General features: G+C 72.1%; 20 protein-coding genes. 11 read left to right on the top strand and 9 right to left on the bottom strand.

Annotation, left to right across the window (positions count from 1 at the left end; genetic code table 11):
• Positions 1-108: 108 nt before the first annotated feature.
• The 6 genes from AB0J71_RS12890 to AB0J71_RS12865 all read left to right on the top strand — a co-directional run bounded on the left by AB0J71_RS12890 (position 109) and on the right by AB0J71_RS12865 (position 3,400).
• The gene (locus tag AB0J71_RS12890; RefSeq protein WP_364414165.1) at positions 109-1,293 is read left to right on the top strand and encodes an aminotransferase class I/II-fold pyridoxal phosphate-dependent enzyme; all 1,185 of its coding nucleotides are present in this window, start codon (positions 109-111) and stop codon (positions 1,291-1,293) included.
• 45 nt (positions 1,294-1,338) lie between these two features.
• Positions 1,339-1,725 carry a hypothetical protein gene (locus tag AB0J71_RS12885; protein ID WP_352324105.1) on the top strand — a complete coding sequence of 129 codons (387 nt, stop codon included), beginning with the start codon at positions 1,339-1,341 and terminating at the stop codon, positions 1,723-1,725.
• A gap of 47 nt (positions 1,726-1,772) precedes the next feature.
• Positions 1,773-2,099, top strand: a complete 327-nt coding sequence (locus AB0J71_RS12880) for a DUF202 domain-containing protein (RefSeq protein ID WP_352324106.1) — start codon at positions 1,773-1,775, stop codon at positions 2,097-2,099.
• A complete protein-coding gene (locus AB0J71_RS12875; RefSeq protein ID WP_352324107.1) occupies positions 2,100-2,429 on the top strand; it encodes a DUF202 domain-containing protein in 330 nt (109 codons plus the stop codon). It begins immediately after the preceding gene.
• Between the two features lie 58 nt (positions 2,430-2,487).
• Positions 2,488-2,793, top strand: a complete 306-nt coding sequence (locus AB0J71_RS12870; RefSeq protein WP_352324108.1) for a hypothetical protein — start codon at positions 2,488-2,490, stop codon at positions 2,791-2,793.
• A gap of 166 nt (positions 2,794-2,959) precedes the next feature.
• Positions 2,960-3,400, top strand: coding sequence for a hypothetical protein (locus AB0J71_RS12865; protein WP_352324109.1), 441 nt, complete (start codon positions 2,960-2,962; stop codon positions 3,398-3,400).
• Positions 3,401-3,443: 43 nt separating this feature from the next.
• Here AB0J71_RS12865 and AB0J71_RS12860 read toward each other — a convergent pair whose 3' ends face one another.
• Complete coding sequence (locus AB0J71_RS12860) at positions 3,444-5,276, bottom strand: ABC transporter ATP-binding protein (protein WP_352324110.1); 1,833 nt, start codon at positions 5,274-5,276, stop codon at positions 3,444-3,446.
• Complete coding sequence (locus AB0J71_RS12855) at positions 5,273-7,054, bottom strand: ABC transporter ATP-binding protein (RefSeq protein ID WP_364414163.1); 1,782 nt, start codon at positions 7,052-7,054, stop codon at positions 5,273-5,275. The genes AB0J71_RS12860 and AB0J71_RS12855 overlap by 4 nt, the downstream gene beginning before the upstream one ends.
• Before the next feature lie 220 nt (positions 7,055-7,274).
• Between AB0J71_RS12855 and AB0J71_RS12850 the strand changes: the two genes are divergently transcribed.
• The gene (locus tag AB0J71_RS12850) at positions 7,275-7,754 is read left to right on the top strand and encodes a nucleoside deaminase (RefSeq protein ID WP_352324112.1); all 480 of its coding nucleotides are present in this window, start codon (positions 7,275-7,277) and stop codon (positions 7,752-7,754) included.
• Positions 7,755-7,806: 52 nt separating this feature from the next.
• Here AB0J71_RS12850 and AB0J71_RS12845 read toward each other — a convergent pair whose 3' ends face one another.
• On the bottom strand, positions 7,807-8,925 hold the full coding sequence (locus AB0J71_RS12845) for a ferritin-like domain-containing protein (RefSeq protein ID WP_352324113.1): 1,119 nt from the start codon (positions 8,923-8,925) through the stop codon (positions 7,807-7,809).
• A gap of 89 nt (positions 8,926-9,014) precedes the next feature.
• Here AB0J71_RS12845 and AB0J71_RS12840 point away from each other — a divergent pair, with 89 nt between their 5' ends.
• Positions 9,015-9,647: a TetR/AcrR family transcriptional regulator C-terminal domain-containing protein gene (locus tag AB0J71_RS12840; protein ID WP_352324114.1), complete on the top strand. Its 633-nt coding sequence runs from the start codon at positions 9,015-9,017 to the stop codon at positions 9,645-9,647.
• A 42-nt stretch (positions 9,648-9,689) separates the two neighbouring features.
• Here the strand turns inward: AB0J71_RS12840 and AB0J71_RS12835 are convergent, their stop codons facing one another.
• A complete protein-coding gene (locus tag AB0J71_RS12835; RefSeq protein ID WP_352324905.1) occupies positions 9,690-10,145 on the bottom strand; it encodes a transglycosylase SLT domain-containing protein in 456 nt (151 codons plus the stop codon).
• A 333-nt stretch (positions 10,146-10,478) separates the two neighbouring features.
• Positions 10,479-10,874: a transglycosylase SLT domain-containing protein gene (locus AB0J71_RS12830; protein ID WP_352324904.1), complete on the bottom strand. Its 396-nt coding sequence runs from the start codon at positions 10,872-10,874 to the stop codon at positions 10,479-10,481.
• 187 nt (positions 10,875-11,061) lie between these two features.
• On the opposite strand from AB0J71_RS12830, the gene AB0J71_RS12825 reads away from it, so the two are divergent.
• Positions 11,062-11,547, top strand: a complete 486-nt coding sequence (locus tag AB0J71_RS12825) for a glutathione peroxidase (RefSeq protein WP_352324902.1) — start codon at positions 11,062-11,064, stop codon at positions 11,545-11,547.
• Here AB0J71_RS12825 and AB0J71_RS12820 read toward each other — a convergent pair.
• Positions 11,544-12,692 (bottom strand): acyltransferase, encoded by a 1,149-nt coding sequence (locus AB0J71_RS12820; RefSeq protein WP_352324901.1) that lies wholly within the window; start codon positions 12,690-12,692, stop codon positions 11,544-11,546. The genes AB0J71_RS12825 and AB0J71_RS12820 overlap by 4 nt on opposite strands.
• Positions 12,693-12,730: 38 nt before the next feature.
• The gene (locus tag AB0J71_RS12815) at positions 12,731-13,681 is read right to left on the bottom strand and encodes an alpha/beta hydrolase (RefSeq protein WP_364414161.1); all 951 of its coding nucleotides are present in this window, start codon (positions 13,679-13,681) and stop codon (positions 12,731-12,733) included.
• A gap of 156 nt (positions 13,682-13,837) precedes the next feature.
• Here AB0J71_RS12815 and AB0J71_RS12810 point away from each other — a divergent pair, with 156 nt between their 5' ends.
• A complete protein-coding gene (locus AB0J71_RS12810; RefSeq protein ID WP_364414159.1) occupies positions 13,838-14,635 on the top strand; it encodes an alpha/beta hydrolase in 798 nt (265 codons plus the stop codon).
• Between the two features lie 15 nt (positions 14,636-14,650).
• Here AB0J71_RS12810 and AB0J71_RS12805 read toward each other — a convergent pair whose 3' ends face one another.
• Positions 14,651-15,733 carry a LacI family DNA-binding transcriptional regulator gene (locus AB0J71_RS12805; RefSeq protein ID WP_364414158.1) on the bottom strand — a complete coding sequence of 361 codons (1,083 nt, stop codon included), beginning with the start codon at positions 15,731-15,733 and terminating at the stop codon, positions 14,651-14,653.
• Between the two features lie 174 nt (positions 15,734-15,907).
• Here AB0J71_RS12805 and ugpC point away from each other — a divergent pair, with 174 nt between their 5' ends.
• Complete coding sequence (gene ugpC / locus AB0J71_RS12800; RefSeq protein ID WP_352324897.1) at positions 15,908-17,119, top strand: sn-glycerol-3-phosphate ABC transporter ATP-binding protein UgpC; 1,212 nt, start codon at positions 15,908-15,910, stop codon at positions 17,117-17,119.
• 131 nt (positions 17,120-17,250) lie between these two features.
• Here ugpC and AB0J71_RS12795 read toward each other — a convergent pair whose 3' ends face one another.
• Entirely contained in the window at positions 17,251-18,003 is a 753-nt protein-coding gene (locus tag AB0J71_RS12795) for an SDR family oxidoreductase (protein ID WP_352324896.1), read from the bottom strand.
• Positions 18,004-18,015 lie beyond the last annotated feature (12 nt).

Below are 18,015 nucleotides of genomic sequence, written 5' to 3'. Positions count from 1 at the left end.
GCGAGAACGCCGTGCGTTCCGGGCCTTCGGCGAACGAGGTCCGCGCGGTTCGCGGGGCGGTCGACCAGACTCTTCCCAGGGGGTCCGCGCTCAGGGGAGTGAGAAGGCATGGCCGATGTGTTCGCGAAGTGTCGTCTGCCCGGGTACCAGCCGGTCAAGGAGCTGGGCGTCTATCCGTACTACCACGCGATCCAGGAGCGGCCGGGCGACGGGGAGGTGGTGGTCGGCGGGCGGGTGCTGGTGCAGGCCGGGTCCAACGACTATCTCGGGCTCTCGGGGGACCCGCGCGTCAAGGAGGCCGCCGTCGCGGCGATCCGCCGGCTCGGGGCGGGCAGCGGCGGTTCGCGGCTGACGAACGGCTCTCTCGCGCTGCACGAGGAGCTGGAGGCGCGGCTCGCGGAGTTCCTCGGGCGTCCGGCGGCCATGGTGACCAGCGCCGGCTACCTGGCCAACCTCGCGCTGGGCGCGCTGCTGGGGCCCGGCGACGTGGTGCTCGGCGACCGGCTGGTGCACGCGTGCCTCATCGACGCCGTACGCCTGGGCGGAGCCCGGTTACGCCGCTACCGGCACAACGACATGGACCACCTGGAACGGCTGCTGGCCGCGGCCGACCCGGACGCCGGCCGGATGATCGTGACCGAGGGCATGTTCTCCACCTCGGGCGACGTATGCGACCTGCCGGGCATCGCCAAGCTCGCCCGCGCGTACGGAGCCCGCGTCGTGATGGACAGCGCCCACGACGCCGGCCTGCTCGGGGACGCCGGTCGCGGCGCCGCCGAGGCGCACGGCCTGGAGGAGGCCGTGGACGTGCAGACCGTCACCTTCTCCAAGTCGTTCGGCACGATCGGCGGCGCGGTCGCCGGGCCGGAGGAGATCATCCTGTACCTGCGCCACCACGCGCGGTCCATGGTGTTCACCGCCGCGCTGTCCCCGGCCTGCGCCGCCGCCGCGCTGGCCGCCCTGGAGATCGTCGTCGCCGAGCCCGAGCGGCGGGGCAGGTTGCGGGCGGCGGCCGGGCGGCTGAGCGGCGAGCTGGCCGGGCTGGGGTACGCCGTCGTGCCGTCGGACCGTCCGGTCATCGCCGTGCCGGTGGGGGAGGACCTGCTGTGTTTCCGGTTGTGGCGGGAGCTGTTCGACGAAGGGGTGTTCACCACAGCCATGATCTCGCCGGGGGTGCCGCCGGGGCAGGCGCTCATCCGGGTCAGCCTCACCGCCACCCACACCGACGCCCAGCTCGACCGGATCGCGGCCGCCTTCGCCGCCGCCGGCCGTCGAACGGGGCTTGTTCACTGATCGCGCGCGCCGCCGCGGGCGCGGGGCGCTGGGTAAGGTCGATGTATGCGACTCATCAAGAGCCGGTTCGTGCCCCTGGCGCTGTTCGCCGTATGCGTCCTGGCCGCCGGGTGCGGCGAGGTCAACGACACGATCGACAAGGCCCAGGCGTGCCTGGAGGCGCCGAAGATCGTCACCGACCTGGCCGCCAAGGTCAAGGACCTCACCGACGACCCCAAGGCCATGGAGAAGGCGCTCGACGACGCCGCGGGCAAGCTCAACGACGTGGCCGACAAGGCCGCCAACACCACGCTCAAGCAGGCCAGCGAAGACCTTGCCAAGACTTTGGGCGGGATCGACGTCCAGAACGTCAACGACGCCGTCGACGCGGCCCAGAAGGTGGGCAGCGAGGCGGTCGACTACGCCCAGCAGGTCGCCAAGGCGTGCAGCTGAAATCCCGGCTTCTCTAGGGGAAAAGGGGACGAATTACCATATAAGGCATGGAGCCCGACCCGCGTTTCACCTTGGCCAACGAGCGCACCTTCCTCACGTGGCTGAGCACGGCGCTGGCGCTCAGCGCGGGCGGGGTGGCCATGGCGGCGGTGCCCTCCGAGGTGTTCGTCCCGTGGGTGCGCACGGTGCTGGCGGTCATGCTGGTGTCGTTGTCCGCGCTGGCCGCGGGCATGGCCTATCCGCGCTGGCGCAACATCCAGCGCGCCCTGCGCAACCAGGCGCCGCTCCCGCCGCCCGCCCTCGCGGCGGTCTTCGGGTACGGCGTGGCCACCGTGGCGATCGTCGCCCTCGTGCTCATCATCCTGTCGGTGTAGATGTCACAGGAGATCTGGGACGAGGGCCTGCAGAGCGAGCGCACCCGGCTCGCCTGGGTCCGCACCGCCGTGGCGCTGGCCACGGGCGGGCTCGGCGCCGCCGGGCTCGCGGTGCGCCACGGCCTGCCCGCCGTGGCCGTCGCGGGGTTCGCGCTGGCCGCGCTGTGCGGCGCGGTCCTGCTGATCAGGACGGGGGTGCGCTTCCGCCGGGTCCAGGAGGCCCTGCACGGCGGACGGCCCATCGACGCGGGCCTCGACGCGCTGTTCGCCTGGCTCGGCACCCTCAGCGTCGTGCTCGGCGCGGCCACCTTCGTGCTCACGGTCCGGTGACCCCGGCTTGCGATGTTCCGCAGGTGAGGCGGACACTCGTAGAGAGGGGGTGACCTCAGTGGAGGAAGAACGCAGGACCCTGCCCTTCGAGTGCCGCGGCTGCTGGCACGTCTGGGAAGAGGACTACCTCGTCCGGCACGTCGACGACGAGCACGGGAACGCCGCCGAGATCTGGCTCAGGGACGGGCTCGTGGTGCCGCCGCCGTCGTACGGGGTGATCTGCCCGCAGTGCGGCTGTCAGCAGACCACCACGTTCCCGGCCGGGTATCTCGCCCGTCATCCGGAGCTGTTCCGGTCGGACGAGCCCGTCGTGCCCGACGCCACGCCGCTGCTCAGCCCGGTTCCGCCGCGGCGTCCGTACTGACGGGAGACGCGACGGCGGGCGGGCAAGTGCCGAAAAACGGCGCTAAACCATGACACTTGGTAAGCGTTTCGTAGCTTGAAGTGTCATAAGGTGCGCCTTGCGCAGGCGCGGGGTCAGGCGGAGACTCAGGTCTAGACCACTGAATCCCCAGCCGGGGGTGATCCTCGTGCGCGACGGGTTCGAGACCCGCGAGACCTGGCCCTTCGAGTGCCTGCGCTGTCTGCGTGTCTGGGAGGAGGAATTCGTCGTCCGGCATTTCGCCGACGACCACGGCAATCAGGTCGAGATCTGGCTCAGCTCCGGCGTTGCCGTGCAACCTCCCTCATCGGGCACGTGCTGCCCGGGATGCGGCGCCTACCACGTGACGTCGTTCCCCAGCGGTTACCTGGCCAGGCACCCTGAGCTGCGGCCGGCACCGGAGGTGCGGCCCGAGCTCGTGCCCGAGCTCGGCGCCGCGTCGGGTCCGGCGCTGGAGGAGCCGAAGGCGCCCCTGGCGGGGACGCCTCTGGCCGGTCGGCTGCTCGTCGCGATCGGGGTGCCCGTCGCCCTGTTCGTCGGGTACGAGCTGTACCGCGGCCTCGTGGCCGTCGCGCCCGTCCACCACTGACGCGCCCGCGCGCCGCCGGCCCGGTGGGCCGGCGGCGTCACGGTCACTGGCTCAGGCTCTCCAGCCAGGCCCGGTGCAGCCCGGCGAAGCGGCCCGAGGCGGCGATGAGCCGGTCGGGCGGCCCGTCCTCGACGACCTGGCCGGCCTCCATGACCAGCACCCGGTCGGCGATCTCCACGGTCGAGAGCCGGTGGGCGATGATCAGCGCGGTGCGGTCGGCGAGGATCGTGCGCAGCGCCCGCTGCACCAGCCGCTCGCTCGGCACGTCGAGGCTGGAGGTGGCCTCGTCGAGGATGAGCACCGCGGGGTCGGCGAGGAACGCCCTGGCGAACGCGATGAGCTGCCGCTGGCCCGCCGACATGCGCCCGCCGCGCTTGCCGACCTCGGTGTCGTAGCCGTCGGGCAGCCCGGCGACGAACTCGTGCGCGCCGATCGCCTTGGCCGCCTCGCGGACCTGCCGGTCGGTGGCGTCCGGCCGGCCGAACCTGATGTTGTCCGCGACCGTGCCGCTGAACAGGAAGTTCTCCTGCGTCACCATGACGACGGCCTGGCGCAGCGTCGTCTCGTCCAGGTCGCGCAGATCGACCCCGTCGAGCAGCACGCGGCCCGCAGTCGGGTCGTAGAAGCGGGAGATCAGCTTGGCCAGCGTCGTCTTGCCCGCGCCGGTCGCGCCGACCAGCGCCACGCTCTGCCCGCCGGGGATCGTCAGGTCGAGGCCGGGCAGGATCGGCATCTCCTCGACGTAGGCGAAGCGCACGTCCTCGAAGCGGACCATGCCGCGGGCCTGCTGGGGCAGCGGCTCGGGCCGGCGCGGCTCCGGCACGCCCGGCTCCTCCTCCAGCACGCCCGACAGCTTCTCCAGGGCCGCGCCCGCCGACTGCAGCGTGTTGTAGAACTGGCTGAGCTCCTGCATCGGCTCGTAGAACTGCCGCAGGTACAGCAGGAACGCGGCCAGCACGCCGACCGTGACCTCGCCCTGGATCGCCAGGTAGCCGCCGTAGAGCAGCACCCCGCCCACGGTCAGGTTGCCGATCAGCTTGATGCCGAACATGAACTCCGCGCCCAGGACCATGCTGCGCGCGTTGGCGTCCCGGTAGTCGTCGTTGAGCTGGGCGAAGATCTCCTGGTTGCGCGGCTCCCTGCGGAACGCCTGCACCGCGCGGATGCCGGTCATCGACTCCACGAAGTGCACGATCACCAGGGCGACCGTCTCCCGCGTCCGCCGGTAGACGATCACCGACTGCCGCCGGAACCACCGCGTGAACAGCAGCAGCAGCGGCAGCGGGACCAGCGCCACCAGGCCGAGGTGCACGTCGAGGATGAGCAGCAGGCCGGCGGTGCCGAACATCGTCAGCACCGCCTTGACCAGCCCGTCGAAGCCCGACTGGAGCAGCTCGGAGATGGCCTCGATGTCGGAGGTCAGCCGGGAGATGACCCGGCCCGAGGTGTACTTCTCGTGGAAGCTCAGCGACAGCCGCTGGAAGTGGTCGAACACCCGCCTGCGCAGCTCCAGCAGCACGCTCTGGCCGATCTTCCCCGACAGGCGCAGGAACGCCTGCCGGGTGAGCGCCTGCGTGACGGCCGCGGCCAGGATCACGCCGACCACGACCAGCAGGATCTCCGGCCCCGACCCGCGGGTCATCGGCGGGATGCCGTCGTCGATTCCCACCTTGACCAGGTACGGGATCGCCAGCGCGGCGGCGTTCGAGACGACGATGATCGCGGTGAGCAGCGCGATGGCCTTGCGGTACGGACGCAGCAGGTCGCCGAGCAGCCTGCGGGAGCGCTCCCGCAGCAGCACCGACACCTTCTCCGGCAGTTCGTCCTGCTCCTCGGAGGCCACGCCGCGCCAGGAGGAGACGGGGGCGGTGGTCATCGCAGGGCTCCTTCCGAGGGGTCGAAGTCGGCGTCCTGGGCCAGCAGCTCGCGGTACTCGGGCACGTCGGCCAGCAGCTCGTGGTGGCGGCCGACGTGGGTGATGGTGCCGTCGCGCAGCAGCGCCACCTTGTCGGCCAGCAGCACGGTCGAGGCGCGGTGGGCGACCACGATGCCGGTCGCCTCGCGCAGGACGTGCCGCAGCGCCTCCTCCACCAGCGCCTCGGTCTCCACGTCGAGCGCGGACAGGGTGTCGTCGAGGACGAGCACCCGCGGCCTGCTCAGCACCGCCCGCGCCAGGGCGAGCCGCTGCCGCTGCCCGCCGGACAGCGACAGGCCCTGCTCGCCGATGCGGGTGTCCAGGCCCCAGGGCAGGTCGTACACGAAGCCGGCCTGGGCGGTGGCGATCGCGGCGGCCAGCTCCTCCTCGGAGGCGTCGAGCCGGCCGAGCATGAGGTTCTCGCGCACGCTCATGGAGAACAGCGTCGGCTCCTCGAACGCGGTGGCCACCAGCGAGCGCAGCGTGGTCAGGTCGAGGTCGCGCACGTCCTCGCCGTCGATGGTGACGCGGCCCGTGGTGGCGTCGAGCAGCCGGGGCACCAGCGCGGTCAGCGTGGTCTTGCCCGCGCCGGTCGCGCCGACGATCGCGACCGTCTCGCCGGGGCGCACGTCCAGCCACACGTCGCGCAGCACCGGCTGGTCGGCGCCGGGGAAGGCGAACCCGACGCCCTCGAACCGCAGGTGGCCCCGGGGCAGCTCGATCGTGCGGGTGCCGCTCTCGATCGCCGGGACGGTGTCCATGACCTCCATGACCCGGTCGGCGGAGGTCATCGCCTCCTGGGCCATGGCCAGGATGTAGCCGAGGCTGGCGATCGGCCAGACGAGCTGGAGCATCAGGGTCGTGAAGGCGACCAGCGTGCCCAGCGTCATCGAGCCGGAGCCCACCGCGAGGGCGCCGAGCAGCAGCACCAGGGCGAGGGTGACGTTGGGGATGACTTCCAGGAAGGCGAAGAACCGGGCCGACAGGGTGGCCTTGTCGACCGAGCTGCCGTACACCTTGCGGGCCGCCTCGTCGTAGCGGTCGTAGACGTGGTGGCGGCGGCCGAACGCCTTGATCGTCCGGATGCCGATGGCCGACTCCTCGACGAGCGTGGCGAGGTCGCCCTGCTCGTCCTGGACCTGGCGGGAGATCTTGATGTACCGCTTCTCGAACCGCAGGGACGTCCACACGATCGGCACGGCCGAGGCCAGCACCAGCAGCCCGAGCGGCCAGTACTTGTTCAGCAGGAGCACGGTCACCGTGATGAGCTGCAGGACGTTCATCACCAGGAAGAGCATGCCGAAGCCGAGGAAGCGGCGGATCGTGGACAGGTCCGTCGTGGCCCGCGACAACAACTGGCCCGACTGCCAGTCGCCGTGGAAGCCCATCGGCAGGCGCTGCAGGTGCTCGTAGAGGTCGTCGCGGATCGCGGTCTCCAGCCCGAGGACGGGTTTGACCTGGGTCCAGCGCCGCAGGAAGATCAGCCCGGCCTCCACGACGCCCACGCCCAGGGCGATGAGACCGAGCGGGAGCAGCCCGTCGGAGTCGCCCCGCGTCACGGGACCGTCGATGACCTTCTCACTGATCAGGGGGAGCGCGATGCTCGCGGCGATGCTGAGGATCGCGGCCAGCCAGATGAGCACCAGTCTGGCGGCGTACGGGCGGAGGTAGGACTTCATCCGCCACAGGGAGTTGGAGGACAGCAGGGGACGGCGAGGTGTGTCAGTATCGGGAGGCATCCCATCCAGATTAATACGTGGGATCAACCCATTTTTTGCGGTATATGTGGGGGTTTCTGCAGGTTACGGGCAGAAACCAGACCCTCACGGCACGTCCGGCGACCCCGCGCTCGCCGTCGTCCGGACGGCCGGGCACACGTCCACCTGCGGCGCGGGCGCGGCCCGGGCTAAGGCGGAGCTGTCCTTTCCGCTCAGCTTTCTCACCGGACAGGAAGTCGCGATGATCCACGAGAGTGAACTGCCGTACCTGCGGCGCTGTGTCGAGCTGGCCACCGAGGCGCTGGAGTCGGGCGACGAGCCCTTCGGGTCGGTGCTGGTCGCCGCGGACGGCGCGGTGCTGGCCGAGGACCACAACCGGGTGGCCGGGGGCGACCGCACCCGGCATCCGGAGTTCGAGCTGGCCCGGTGGGCGGCGGCCAACCTGACCCCGAGCGAGCGGGCGGCGGCCACCGTCTACACCTCCGGCGAGCACTGCCCGATGTGCGCGGCGGCCCACGCCTGGGTGGGCCTCGGGCGCATCGTGTACGTGGCGTCGTCGGCGCAGCTCGCCGGCTGGCTGACGGAGCTGGGCGTGCCGGCGCCGCCGGTGAGCACGCTGCCGGTCAACGCCGTCGCGCCGGGCGTCGAGGTGGACGGGCCCGTCCCGGAGCTGGCCGGGCAGGTGCACGACCTGCACCGGCGCTTCCACCGCGGACGCTGAGGACGCTGAGGACGCTGAGGACGCCGCCCGGCGCAGCGGGCGGACGAGCCGGTCAGGGGGCGGACGAGCCGAGGGCGATCGTGTCGGCGACCTCGGCGTGCCGCTCGGCCTCCTCGGCGGCGAACCGGTCCTGGTCCAGCTTGTCGGCGATGTCCTCGTCCTGCTTCATGAGGGCGTCGAGCGACTGGCCGGCCATCTCCAGCACGCCCATGTCGGCGTACGCCTGCTGCAGCCGCGGGCTCCACAGCCCGATGTCCTTGACGCACGGCACGATCCTGCTGAACAGCAGCGAGCGGAACAGCCGCAGGTACTCCGACTGGTCAGTGGCCCGCATGACCTCGTCGGTCTCGGCCCTGGACAGGCCCAGGTGCTCCCAGGACTCCGCGCCGCGCAGCCGGTCGCGCATCAGGTAGCAGCCCTCGATGACGAAGTCCTCGCGCTCGCGCAGCTCCGACTCCGACAGGTTCTGGTAGTAGTCGCGCAGCGCCATCCGGCCGAAGGCGACGTGCCGGGCCTCGTCCTGCATCACATACGCGAGGATCTGCTTGGGCAGCGGCTTGGTGGTGATGTCGCGCATGACGCCGAACGCGGCCAGGGCCAGGCCCTCGATGAGCACCTGCATGCCGAGGTAGGGCATGTCCCAGCGGGAGTCGCTGAGCGTGCTCTCCAGCAGCGCCTTGAGGTGCTCGTTGATCGGGTACGCCAGGCCCACCTTCTCCTGCAGGAAGCGGGCGTAGGTCTCGGCGTGGCGGGCCTCGTCCATGGTCTGGGTGGCGGCGTAGAACTTGGAGTCCAGGTCGGGCACCGACTCCACGATCCGGGCCGAGCAGATCATCGCGCCCTGCTCGCCGTGCAGGAACTGGGAGAACTGCCAGGCCGCGCCGTGCAGCCGCACGTCCTGGCGCTGCTGGGGGCCGAGCCGGCGCCACAGCGGGGTGTCGTAGATGGCGATCGTGGTGTCGGGGATCCCGAGCACGTTGTACGGGTCGACCTCCAAATCCCAGTCGATGCGCTTGACCGAGTCCCACTGCTTGTCCTTGCCCTTCTGGTACAAGGCCAGCATGCGGTCGCGGCCCTCGTCGTACTCCCAGGTGAACCGGCTGGCGCCGGCCATGCCGACGTCCCAGGTGGAGAGCTCGGCGGGGAGGGTGTAGAGATCGTGCGTCGACATGGGGGACCTCCGCGAGGGGGATTACGTACGGTGTACGTCCACGGCTCGACCCTTGCACGTACGGTGTACGTACGTCAATAGAATGAGCTATGACCACCGAGCCCCTGTCCAGGCCCCGCATCGTGGCCGCGGCCATCGACCTCATCGAGCGCGAGGGCGCCGACGCGGTCTCCATGCGCCGCATCGCGGCCGAGCTCGGCGTCGGCGTGATGTCCCTCTACAACCACGTGCCGAACAAGGACGCCCTGCTCAACGGCGTGGCCGAGAGCGTGCTGAGCGGCATCGAGTTCACCGACGACCCCGACGCCCACTGGACCGACCGGGTCCGGGCGCAGGCGCGGGCCTTCCGGCAGATCGCCCATCACCATCCGCGCTCGACCATGGTGGTGGTCAGCCGCCAGCTCCACTCCCACGCCGGGCTGCTGCCGGTCGAGCGGGCGCTGGCCACGCTGCGCGGCGCGGGCTTCGACGGGCCCGACGCCGTCCGGATGTTGCGCATGTTCATCGCCTTCATCGTGGGCTCGCTGCTGCGCGAGGTCGGCGTGACGCCCACGTTCGCGCCCGTCCACAGCCGCACGGTCGAGGCCGCCGTCGTCGATCCGGCGTTGTTCCCCGAGGTGAGCGCGCTGGCGCCGTTGCTGACCGAGTGCGACCACGAGGCGGAGTTCGAGTTCGGGGTCGAGCTGCTCATCCAGGCCATCGCGGTGCACGCGGGTCAGTAGGAGGGCACCCGGGCCGGCCCGGGTGCCCTCCGGCACGCGAGATCAGTACCAGTTGTGCGACTGCCAGTGCCCCCAGGCGCCGCAGGGCCTGCCGTACCTTCCCTTGATGTAGGCCAGGCCCCAGCGGATCTGCGTCTCGGGGTTGGACCGCCAGTCCTTGCCCGCGCCGCTCATCTTGCCCGCGGGCAGCGCCTGCGGGATGCCGTAGGCGCCCGACGACCGGTTGAGCGCGTGGTGGTTCCAATTGCTTTCCCTGGTCCACAGGTTGTCCAGGCAGCGGAACTCCCGGTAGTTCCACGCGCGCTGGACGACCTGTCCCAGGGCGATCTTCTTGTTTCTTCCGGCGGGCCGTACGGCCGCGATCTTCGGTTGCGCTGACGTTGTCCAGGTCCGCATCTTGATCACCGGAGGCCGGGACTCCGCCCAGGCCGGGCCGGTGCTGACGCCGAACGCGCTGATAGTGAGAAGAGTGCCGCTGAGCACGCGTTTGCTGTCCAAGGCGATCCTTGCTTTCGGGTCGCGTGCGGACGGGCGCCCTCTCGGGGCGCCCTGCCGGTCCGGCGTCCGTGGCTCGGACGCGGAGGGTCCGCGCGGCCTCCCGGGATCCTGTACCGCCCGATCGTGCTGGACGGCCCGGAAGGCGCCACGACGTGTCCTCAAGCACGATTCCTATTACGGGCCGTGACCGCGGGCCGCGATCTCGACACGCGAAGGACAGGTGTTTGCGCGCTCAATTCGGATAAAGGGCGATCTCGCTGGGCCAGGATTGCCCGGCCCGTCGCCCATATGGCATGTCCTTGAGTAAAAACGCGGACGTACCTGGGGTTTGGCTCAGTACCAACTGTGGGATTGGAAGTGCGCCCACGCGCGACACGGCGAGCCGTACCGCTGCTTGATGTAACCCAGACCCCACCGGATCTGGGTGCGCGGGTTCGTGCGCCAGTCGGCGCCCGAGGAGGCCATCTTGTGGCCCGGAAGCGCCTGCGGGATGCCGTAGGCGCCCGACCGGTTGCCGGCCCTGTGGTTCCAGCCGCTCTCTCTGGCCCAGAGCCTGACCAGGCAGCCGTAGCTCGCGGCGCCCCAGCCGCGCTGGGCGACCAGGGACTTGGCGATGGCTTTGTTCCTGCCACTGCTCTGGGAGCTCTGCGCCTGTGCGGCCGTGGTGCCGGTCACCGTCGCGAGCGTTGCGGCGAGGACCAGGACACCGGTACGGCGGAGCATGGGCATGCGGATTCCCTTTCGAAGGGGACGGGGACCGCGTCACCCTGCCTGACAAACGCCCACATTTCCTAATTGACCATGAAAAATCAGGTGTAATTCCAAGATCGCGACATATTGATATTCAGGGGTTTCGCGGTAAAAATGAGGAATAGGTCACAATCTGCGGCCGGCGTCGTTCTGTAAGCTTCAGATCATGAGCCTTCGCGACATCCCGCTCCGCACCCTCGCCGACGCCCCCACCACGCTCGGCGACCTCGCCGGCGACAAGGCCGTGCTCCTGGTCAACGTGGCCTCCCGCTGCGGCCTGACCCCGCAGTACGCCGGCCTGGTCAAGCTCCAGCAGGACTTCGGCCCGCGCGGCTTCAGCGTGGTCGGCATGCCCTGCAACCAGTTCGCCGGCCAGGAGCCCGGCACGGCGGAGGAGATCCAGGAGTTCTGCTCGGCGACCTACGGCGTCGACTTCCCGCTGCTGGCCAAGGCCGACGTGAACGGCCCCGGCCGCCACCCGCTCTACGCGGAGCTCACCGAGGCCCCCGACGAGGAGGGTGCGGCGGGCGACGTCCAGTGGAACTTCGAGAAGTTCCTGCTCGACCGCGAGGGCAACGTCGTGGCCCGCTTCCGCCCCCGCACCGCCCCCGACGACCCGGCCGTCGTCGCGGCCATCGAGAAGCTGCTCTAGCGGGGCCGCCGGCGTTCGTAGGCGTGGAAGGCGGCGCAGCACACCAGCAGCGCCACAGCGAACGCCGGCAGCCAGGCCAGCCGGGCCGCCACCCAGCCGAGCTCCTCGGGCGGGGTGTGCAGGCCGGGCAGCGCGGCGCCGCCCGGCGGGCCGGCCAGCAGGCCGAGCTCGGTCACCGCGATCAGCGCGGTCTGGTGCCACAGGAAGATCGTCATCGCGGCCAGGTTCGCCACGGCCACGGGCGCCCAGACGGCGGGGCGACGCAGCAGCCGGCGCAGCGGGCCGAGCAGCAGCAGCGCCGCGCCGCACTGGGCGAGCCCGAAGGCGACGGCCGCGAGCGAGGGCGGGTCCAGGTTGGAGACCGGGGCGCCCGGCACGCCGACCATGGTGGCCGGGTAGCCGCCCCACACCACCAGCGCCAGGGCCGCGGCCGCGCCGCCGGCCAGCAGCGTCCAGCCGGTGGCCCGGCTGCGCAGCCGCCCGCGGGCCCAGGCCGCGCCCAGGCAGTACGGCACCAGCCACCCGGCCGCCAGGTTCACCCACCACAACCACTCCGGCCCGCCGGGCCCGAACCGCACCGCGTCGCAGGCCGCCACCGCCGCGAGCGGCCAGGCCGGGTGCAGCCGCGCGGCCAGCGGCGTGGCCGCCGTCAGCGCGGCGAACACCAGCAGGAACCACATCGGCGCCGACGCCACCCTGACCAGCAGCCACACGTCCTCCAGCGGCACCCCGGAGGCGAGCATCGCGACCGCCGCCACGGCCCACACCGCCGCGACGACCGCCACCGGGCGGAACAACCGCCCCAACCGGCCGCGCAGCCACGGGACGTAGCCGATGCCGGCGGCCCGCGCCGACCGGTGGCCCTTCGCCCCGACCAGGCCGCCCACCAGGAAGAAGATCGCCAGCATCTGGAACGCCCACGACATCGGGGCCAGCTGCGGCAGGTACTTGAGCGGGCTGGTGACGCGCAGGCTGCCGCTGTCGCTGACCACGGCGGTCACCAGCCAGTGCCCGGCCACCACGCCGAGGATGGCCAGGGCCCGCAGGGCGTCCAGGGCCCGGTCGCGCTCCGGCGGCGTGCCGGCCTCGACGCGCGCGGCGAGCCCACGCGGGCCGGAGCGGGTGCGGAGGGAGGAGTCAGACATCGCGGGCGGCCTCTCCGGAGACGATGCGGAGGGAGGAGTCAGACATCACGGGCGGCCTCTCCGGAGACGATGCGGGCGACGGCCGTCAGGGCGGGGGAGCCGGGCCGCAGGTAGTCGCTGTGGCCGCCGTCGCCCGCCGCGAAGACGCGGGCGCCGAACCCGGGCGAGACCGGGTCGGCCCCCAGTCCGACCGTGACGAACGGCAGCTCGACCAGCGCGTGCGGCACGCCGGAGAACCAGTCGGCGGCGCCCCGCCCGGCCCACACGACCGCGCGGGTGCGCATGGCGGCGACGTCGCGGACGCCCGCGCCGGGGCTGCCGATCAGGACGATGTCGGCCACGTCCAGGCCGGGCGCGGCCCGTCCGCACACCACCGAGCCGTAGGAGTGGCACACGAGCGACAGCCGGGCGCCGGGCTTGACCGCGCGCAGCTCCCGGACGAACGCGCGCAGCCCGGGCACGGCCTCGTCGGCCCGCGCGGGCGTCAGCACGTCCAGGCTGAGCGTGCCGGGCGCGCGGTAGCCGGCCCAGGCGATGACCGCCGAGCCGTCGCCGAGCGCCTCCCGCAGCCGCGTCGCGCCGGCGTGCAGGCGGCCGTACCGGTCGAGGTTCGTGTCGGAGCCGGGCACCAGGACGGCGATCCGCCGGGCCGTCGCCAGGTCGCCGAAGACCTCCACGGTCCGGCCGCCGTCGCGCCCGTCGAAGGACAGGAACGTGCGCGACGGGCCGGCCATGGCCCGCAGCGCCGCCGCCCGCCGGCGGTGCCCCCGCGCGGCGGCGGTGCGCTCGGCGGCCAGGACGGCCGCGCGCCCGGCGGCGTACCGCCCGGCGAGCCCGGCGGACAACGCGGCAGGGGTCGCGGCGCGCAGCGGCGCCACGGCGGCGGGAACGGGCGCGGGCACCCCCGCGGACCCGCCGGCGCCGGACACGGGCACCGCCACCGAAGCGGTGACGAGCGCGGCGAGCAGGCGGTTCCTCAGCGATGCCATGGCGGATGGTCCCCTTCCGTGCCGGTTCTTCCTTCCGGCACCGAAGGTAGGGATCACGCCTTGTAGTCGGCTTCCCGCTGGGGGATGCACCTTTCGCGTAGCTCTGAGGTACTACGGGGCTGAGGAGGCGTACAGTGGCCGCACTGAGGAGGCGCCATGCTCATGGTGACATCCGCGGACGGGACCGACGTCCGGGTGGTCGAGGAGGGGCGGGGCCCGGCCGTCCTCGTCCTGCACGCGGGGCTCGACGACGGCACCCAGTGGGGCAAGGTCGCGGGGCTGCTCGCGCCGCGGTTCCGCGTGGTGCGCGTCCGGCGCCGCCAGTACCGGCCGGACCTGGCCGGGCCGGCCACCATGGCGCAGGAGGCCGCCGACGCGGTGGCGGTGGCGGCCGCGCTCGGCGGGCCCGTCCTGCTCGTGGGGCATTCGTCCGGCGCGGTGGCCGCGCTGGAGTCCCTGCTCCTCGCGCCGGACGCCTTCGCGGGCGCGGTCCTGTACGAGCCGCCCGTCGCCCTCGGACCCTCGCTCGGCGGCGCGGCGAGCCAGGCGGCCGAGGCCGCGGTGGCGGCGGGCCGGCCGGGCCGGGCGATGCGGATCTTCTTCAGGGACGTGGTGGGCCTGTCGCCGGCGGTCTCCTGGCTGGCCTCCGTGGCGGTGGCCTGCCATCGGCCGACGCGGCTGCGCGCGCCCCGCCAGATCGACGACCTGCTGGCGATCGACGCCCTGGGCGACCGGCGGGCGGCGTACGCGGCGATCCGCACGCCGGTGGTGCTGCTCGGCGGCGACCGCAGCCCCGCCCATCTCGGCACGCGGCTCGACGCCCTGCGGGAGGTGATCCCCGGCGCCCGGCGCGTCACGCTGCACGGGCAGGGGCACGGCGCGCACCTGCGGGCGCCCCGGGAGGTGGCCCAGGTGATCGAGGCGCACGCGCGGGACGTCCTCGGCGGAGGCTGAACGTGCCCCTCGCGGTCACCTGCGGGGGCCGCAGCTCCCGCGGATGATCAGCTCGGTGGGCAGCACCACCGTGCGCGCCCGCCGGGTGCCCTCGCGCAGCACCAGCTCGCACGCCCGGTACCCCATGTCCCGGCCCGGCTGGGCGATCACGGTCAGCGGCGGGGCGCACAGCTCGGCCCAGGGCACGTCGTCGTACATCACCAGCGACACGTCCTTCGGCACCCGCAGGTCGAGCTCGCGGGCGGCCAGCACGGCCGCCTCGCCCAGGACGTTCCCGCCCGCGACGACGGCCGACAGGTCGGGACGGCTCTGGAACAGGCCGGAGGCGGCGGCGTAGGCCGAGTCGCGGCTGCCGGTGCCGAACACCACGAGCTCCTCGTCCACCGGGGCGCCCACGGCCGCGCGGAAGGCGTCGGCCCGCCGGTCGTGGCCGGGGCCGCCGAGGAAGGCGATGCGCCGGTGGCCGAGGCCCCGCAGGTAGCGCACGGCCGTACGGATGCCGGCGCGGTCGTCGGCCAGCACGGCGGGCACGTCGAGCGGACGCGCGGCGCCCTCGGGGACGCGTCCGCGGGGGGGCACGCCGTCGAGGAGCATGAGATCGTCGAGGGCGCTCTCGGCGGGGTCGCGGTCGCCGTCGCGCCCGGCCTCGGGCGGCAGGCGGTCGGCGAAGACCACCGTCATGCCCGCCCTGAGCGCGGGGGCCCAGGTCTCGGCGTCGCCGGAGGGCACCGCGATGACCCGGTCGACGCTCTGTTCGAGCAGCATGCCGATCAGCTCGGCCTCCTGCTCGGGGTCGCCGCCCGTCGAGCCCAGCACCACCGGCTCGCCCGCCGACCGGGCGCAGGCGAGCACGCCCTCGCAGAGCTGCCCGTAGAAGGTGTCGGTGAGGTCGGGCACCAGCAGGCCCAGGCCGCCGGTGCGGCGCTGGCGCAGGTTGCGGCCGAGCGCGCTGGGCCGGTAGTCGAGCTGGGCGGCGACGGCCAGGACCCGTTCCCTGGTGCTGGGGCTGGCCGAGCCGCCCGACAACACCCGGGACACGGTCGCGACGCCGACGCCCGCCGCCTCGGCCACATCCTTGATCGTCGCCCGCTTCTCCATGGAAACGATTCCATCATGGATTCCGCGGCACCGGAAGGGCGCCGCGCCTACAAAGGCTGGTCACGCGGTACCCCTTGACACCGATGTCCGTTTCGGGTGAGATACGTGAAAACGTATCCACGGGAACCGAGAACCAACGTCCGGGCCGATCGCCCTGGAGCGCGAAGGAATGTCATGGCATCCATCGTTCTGACGAACGTCGACAAGATCTACGCCGGTGGCGTGAAGGCCGTGAACGGGCTGAACCTTGAGATCAAGGACGGCGAGTTCATGGTCCTGGTGGGCCCATCGGGTTGCGGTAAGTCGACCGCGCTCCGGATGATCGCCGGCCTCGAGGACATCAGCGGCGGCGAGATCGCCATCGGCGACAAGGTGGTCAACCACCTTCCGCCCAAGGATCGCGACATCGCGATGGTCTTCCAGAACTACGCGCTCTACCCGCACATGACGGTCGAGGAGAACCTCGCCTTCGGCCTCAAGCTCCGCAAGATGCCCAAGCCGGAGATCCAGAAGCGGGTCAACGAGGCCGCCAAGATGCTCGGCCTGGAGACCTACCTCAAGCGCAAGCCGGCCGCTCTGTCCGGTGGTCAGCGCCAGCGTGTCGCCATGGGCCGCGCCATCGTCCGCGAGCCGCAGGCCTTCCTCATGGACGAGCCGCTGTCGAACCTCGACGCCAAGCTCCGCGTCTCCATGCGCGCCTCGCTCAACACCCTGCACGAGCGCCTCGGCGTCACCACCGTGTACGTCACCCACGACCAGGTCGAGGCCATGACCCTCGGCGACCGCGTCTGCGTCCTGCGCGACGGCCTGCTCCAGCAGGTCGACACCCCGCAGAACCTGTTCGACAAGCCGGTCAACCTGTTCGTCGCCGGCTTCATGGGCTCGCCCTCGATGAACTTCGTCACCGCCGAGCTGGTCCGCGACAACGGCGCGGCCGTGCGCTTCGCCGACATCAGCCTGCCGATCCCCGACTCGGCGTTCGCCGACAAGCCGGGCCTCGACCAGTACATCGGCAAGAAGGTCATCCTCGGCATCCGCCCGTCGGACTTCGAGGACGCCAACTCGGCCGGCAACCACGCCAACGGCTGGGCCACCCTGCCCGTCAAGGCGGAGGTCACCGAGGAGCTGGGCTCCGAGATCAACGTGCTGTTCCTGATCGACGCCCCGCCGGTCGAGCACAAGGACACCGTCGCCGCCGCCGACACGGGCGACGACGAGGAGGCGGCGCTGCCGCTGGTGGGCGACAAGTCCCTGTGGACCGCCCGCGTCAACGCCCGCAGCCACGTGCGTCCCGGCCAGCGCATCGACCTGGTGCTGGACACGCACAACATGCACTTCTTCGACCCGACGAGCGGCCTGGCCATCGGCCACGAGGCCAACCGCTAGCAGGTCCAGCCGGATCTGCCGGTTCCCGGCCGTGAGTTCCTCACGGCCGTCCCGGGCCCCCACCGCGACCCCCTCCCGCGGCGGGGGCCCACTCTGTTGTGGCCGCCCCGACGTCTGTGGCCGCCCCGACGTCAGCGGCGGCCGAGCCTGGCCGAGACGCGCCCGGCCAGGTTGTGCGGCACCAGCTTGCCGATCGCCACGATGACCTTGTAGCGCAGGTCGGGCACCGAGACCCGCTTGCCGAGCGCGAGGTCGCGCAGGGCGTCCCTGACCACGTTGTCGGCCTTCAGCCACAGGAACCCGGGGATGCCCGAGGTGTCCATGGACGCCCGCTGGTGGAACTCGGTGCGCACGAAGCCCGGGCACAGCGCCATGATCTTGATCCGCGGGTTGCGCACGTCGTTGGCCGCGGACTCGCTGAAGTTGACCACCCACGCCTTCGAGGCGCTGTAGGTGCCGCGGGAGAAGAACGCCGCGACCGACGCCACGTTGATCACCGCGCCCCGGTCGCGCTTGCGCATCGCGGGCAGCGCCGCCAGGGTGAGCCGCAGCACGGCCTCGCAGTGGACCTTCAGCATGCGCAGCTCGTCCTCGACCGGCACCTTCAGGAAGTCGCCGGGGTGGCCGAAGCCGGCGTTGTTCACCAGCAGGTCGACGCCGTCGCGGAGTCTCGACTCGACCCTGGCCAGGCCCTCCTCGGTGGCCAGGTCGGCGGGCAGCACCTCGACGTCGACGCCGTACCTGAGCCTGAGCTGGTCGGCGGCCTGGACGAGCCGCTGCTCGTCGCGCGCGACCAGGACGAGCGAGCAGGCGTCGGCGGCCAGGCGGCGGGCGAACGCGGCGCCGATGCCGGCGGTGGCGCCCGTGATCAATGCGGTAGGCATGTCCTGAACCTT

The sequence above is a fragment of the Nonomuraea sp. NPDC049637 genome, from assembly GCF_040675235.1.
Classification (GTDB): domain Bacteria; phylum Actinomycetota; class Actinomycetes; order Streptosporangiales; family Streptosporangiaceae; genus Nonomuraea.
This window is presented reverse-complemented; position numbering and strand designations above follow the sequence as displayed.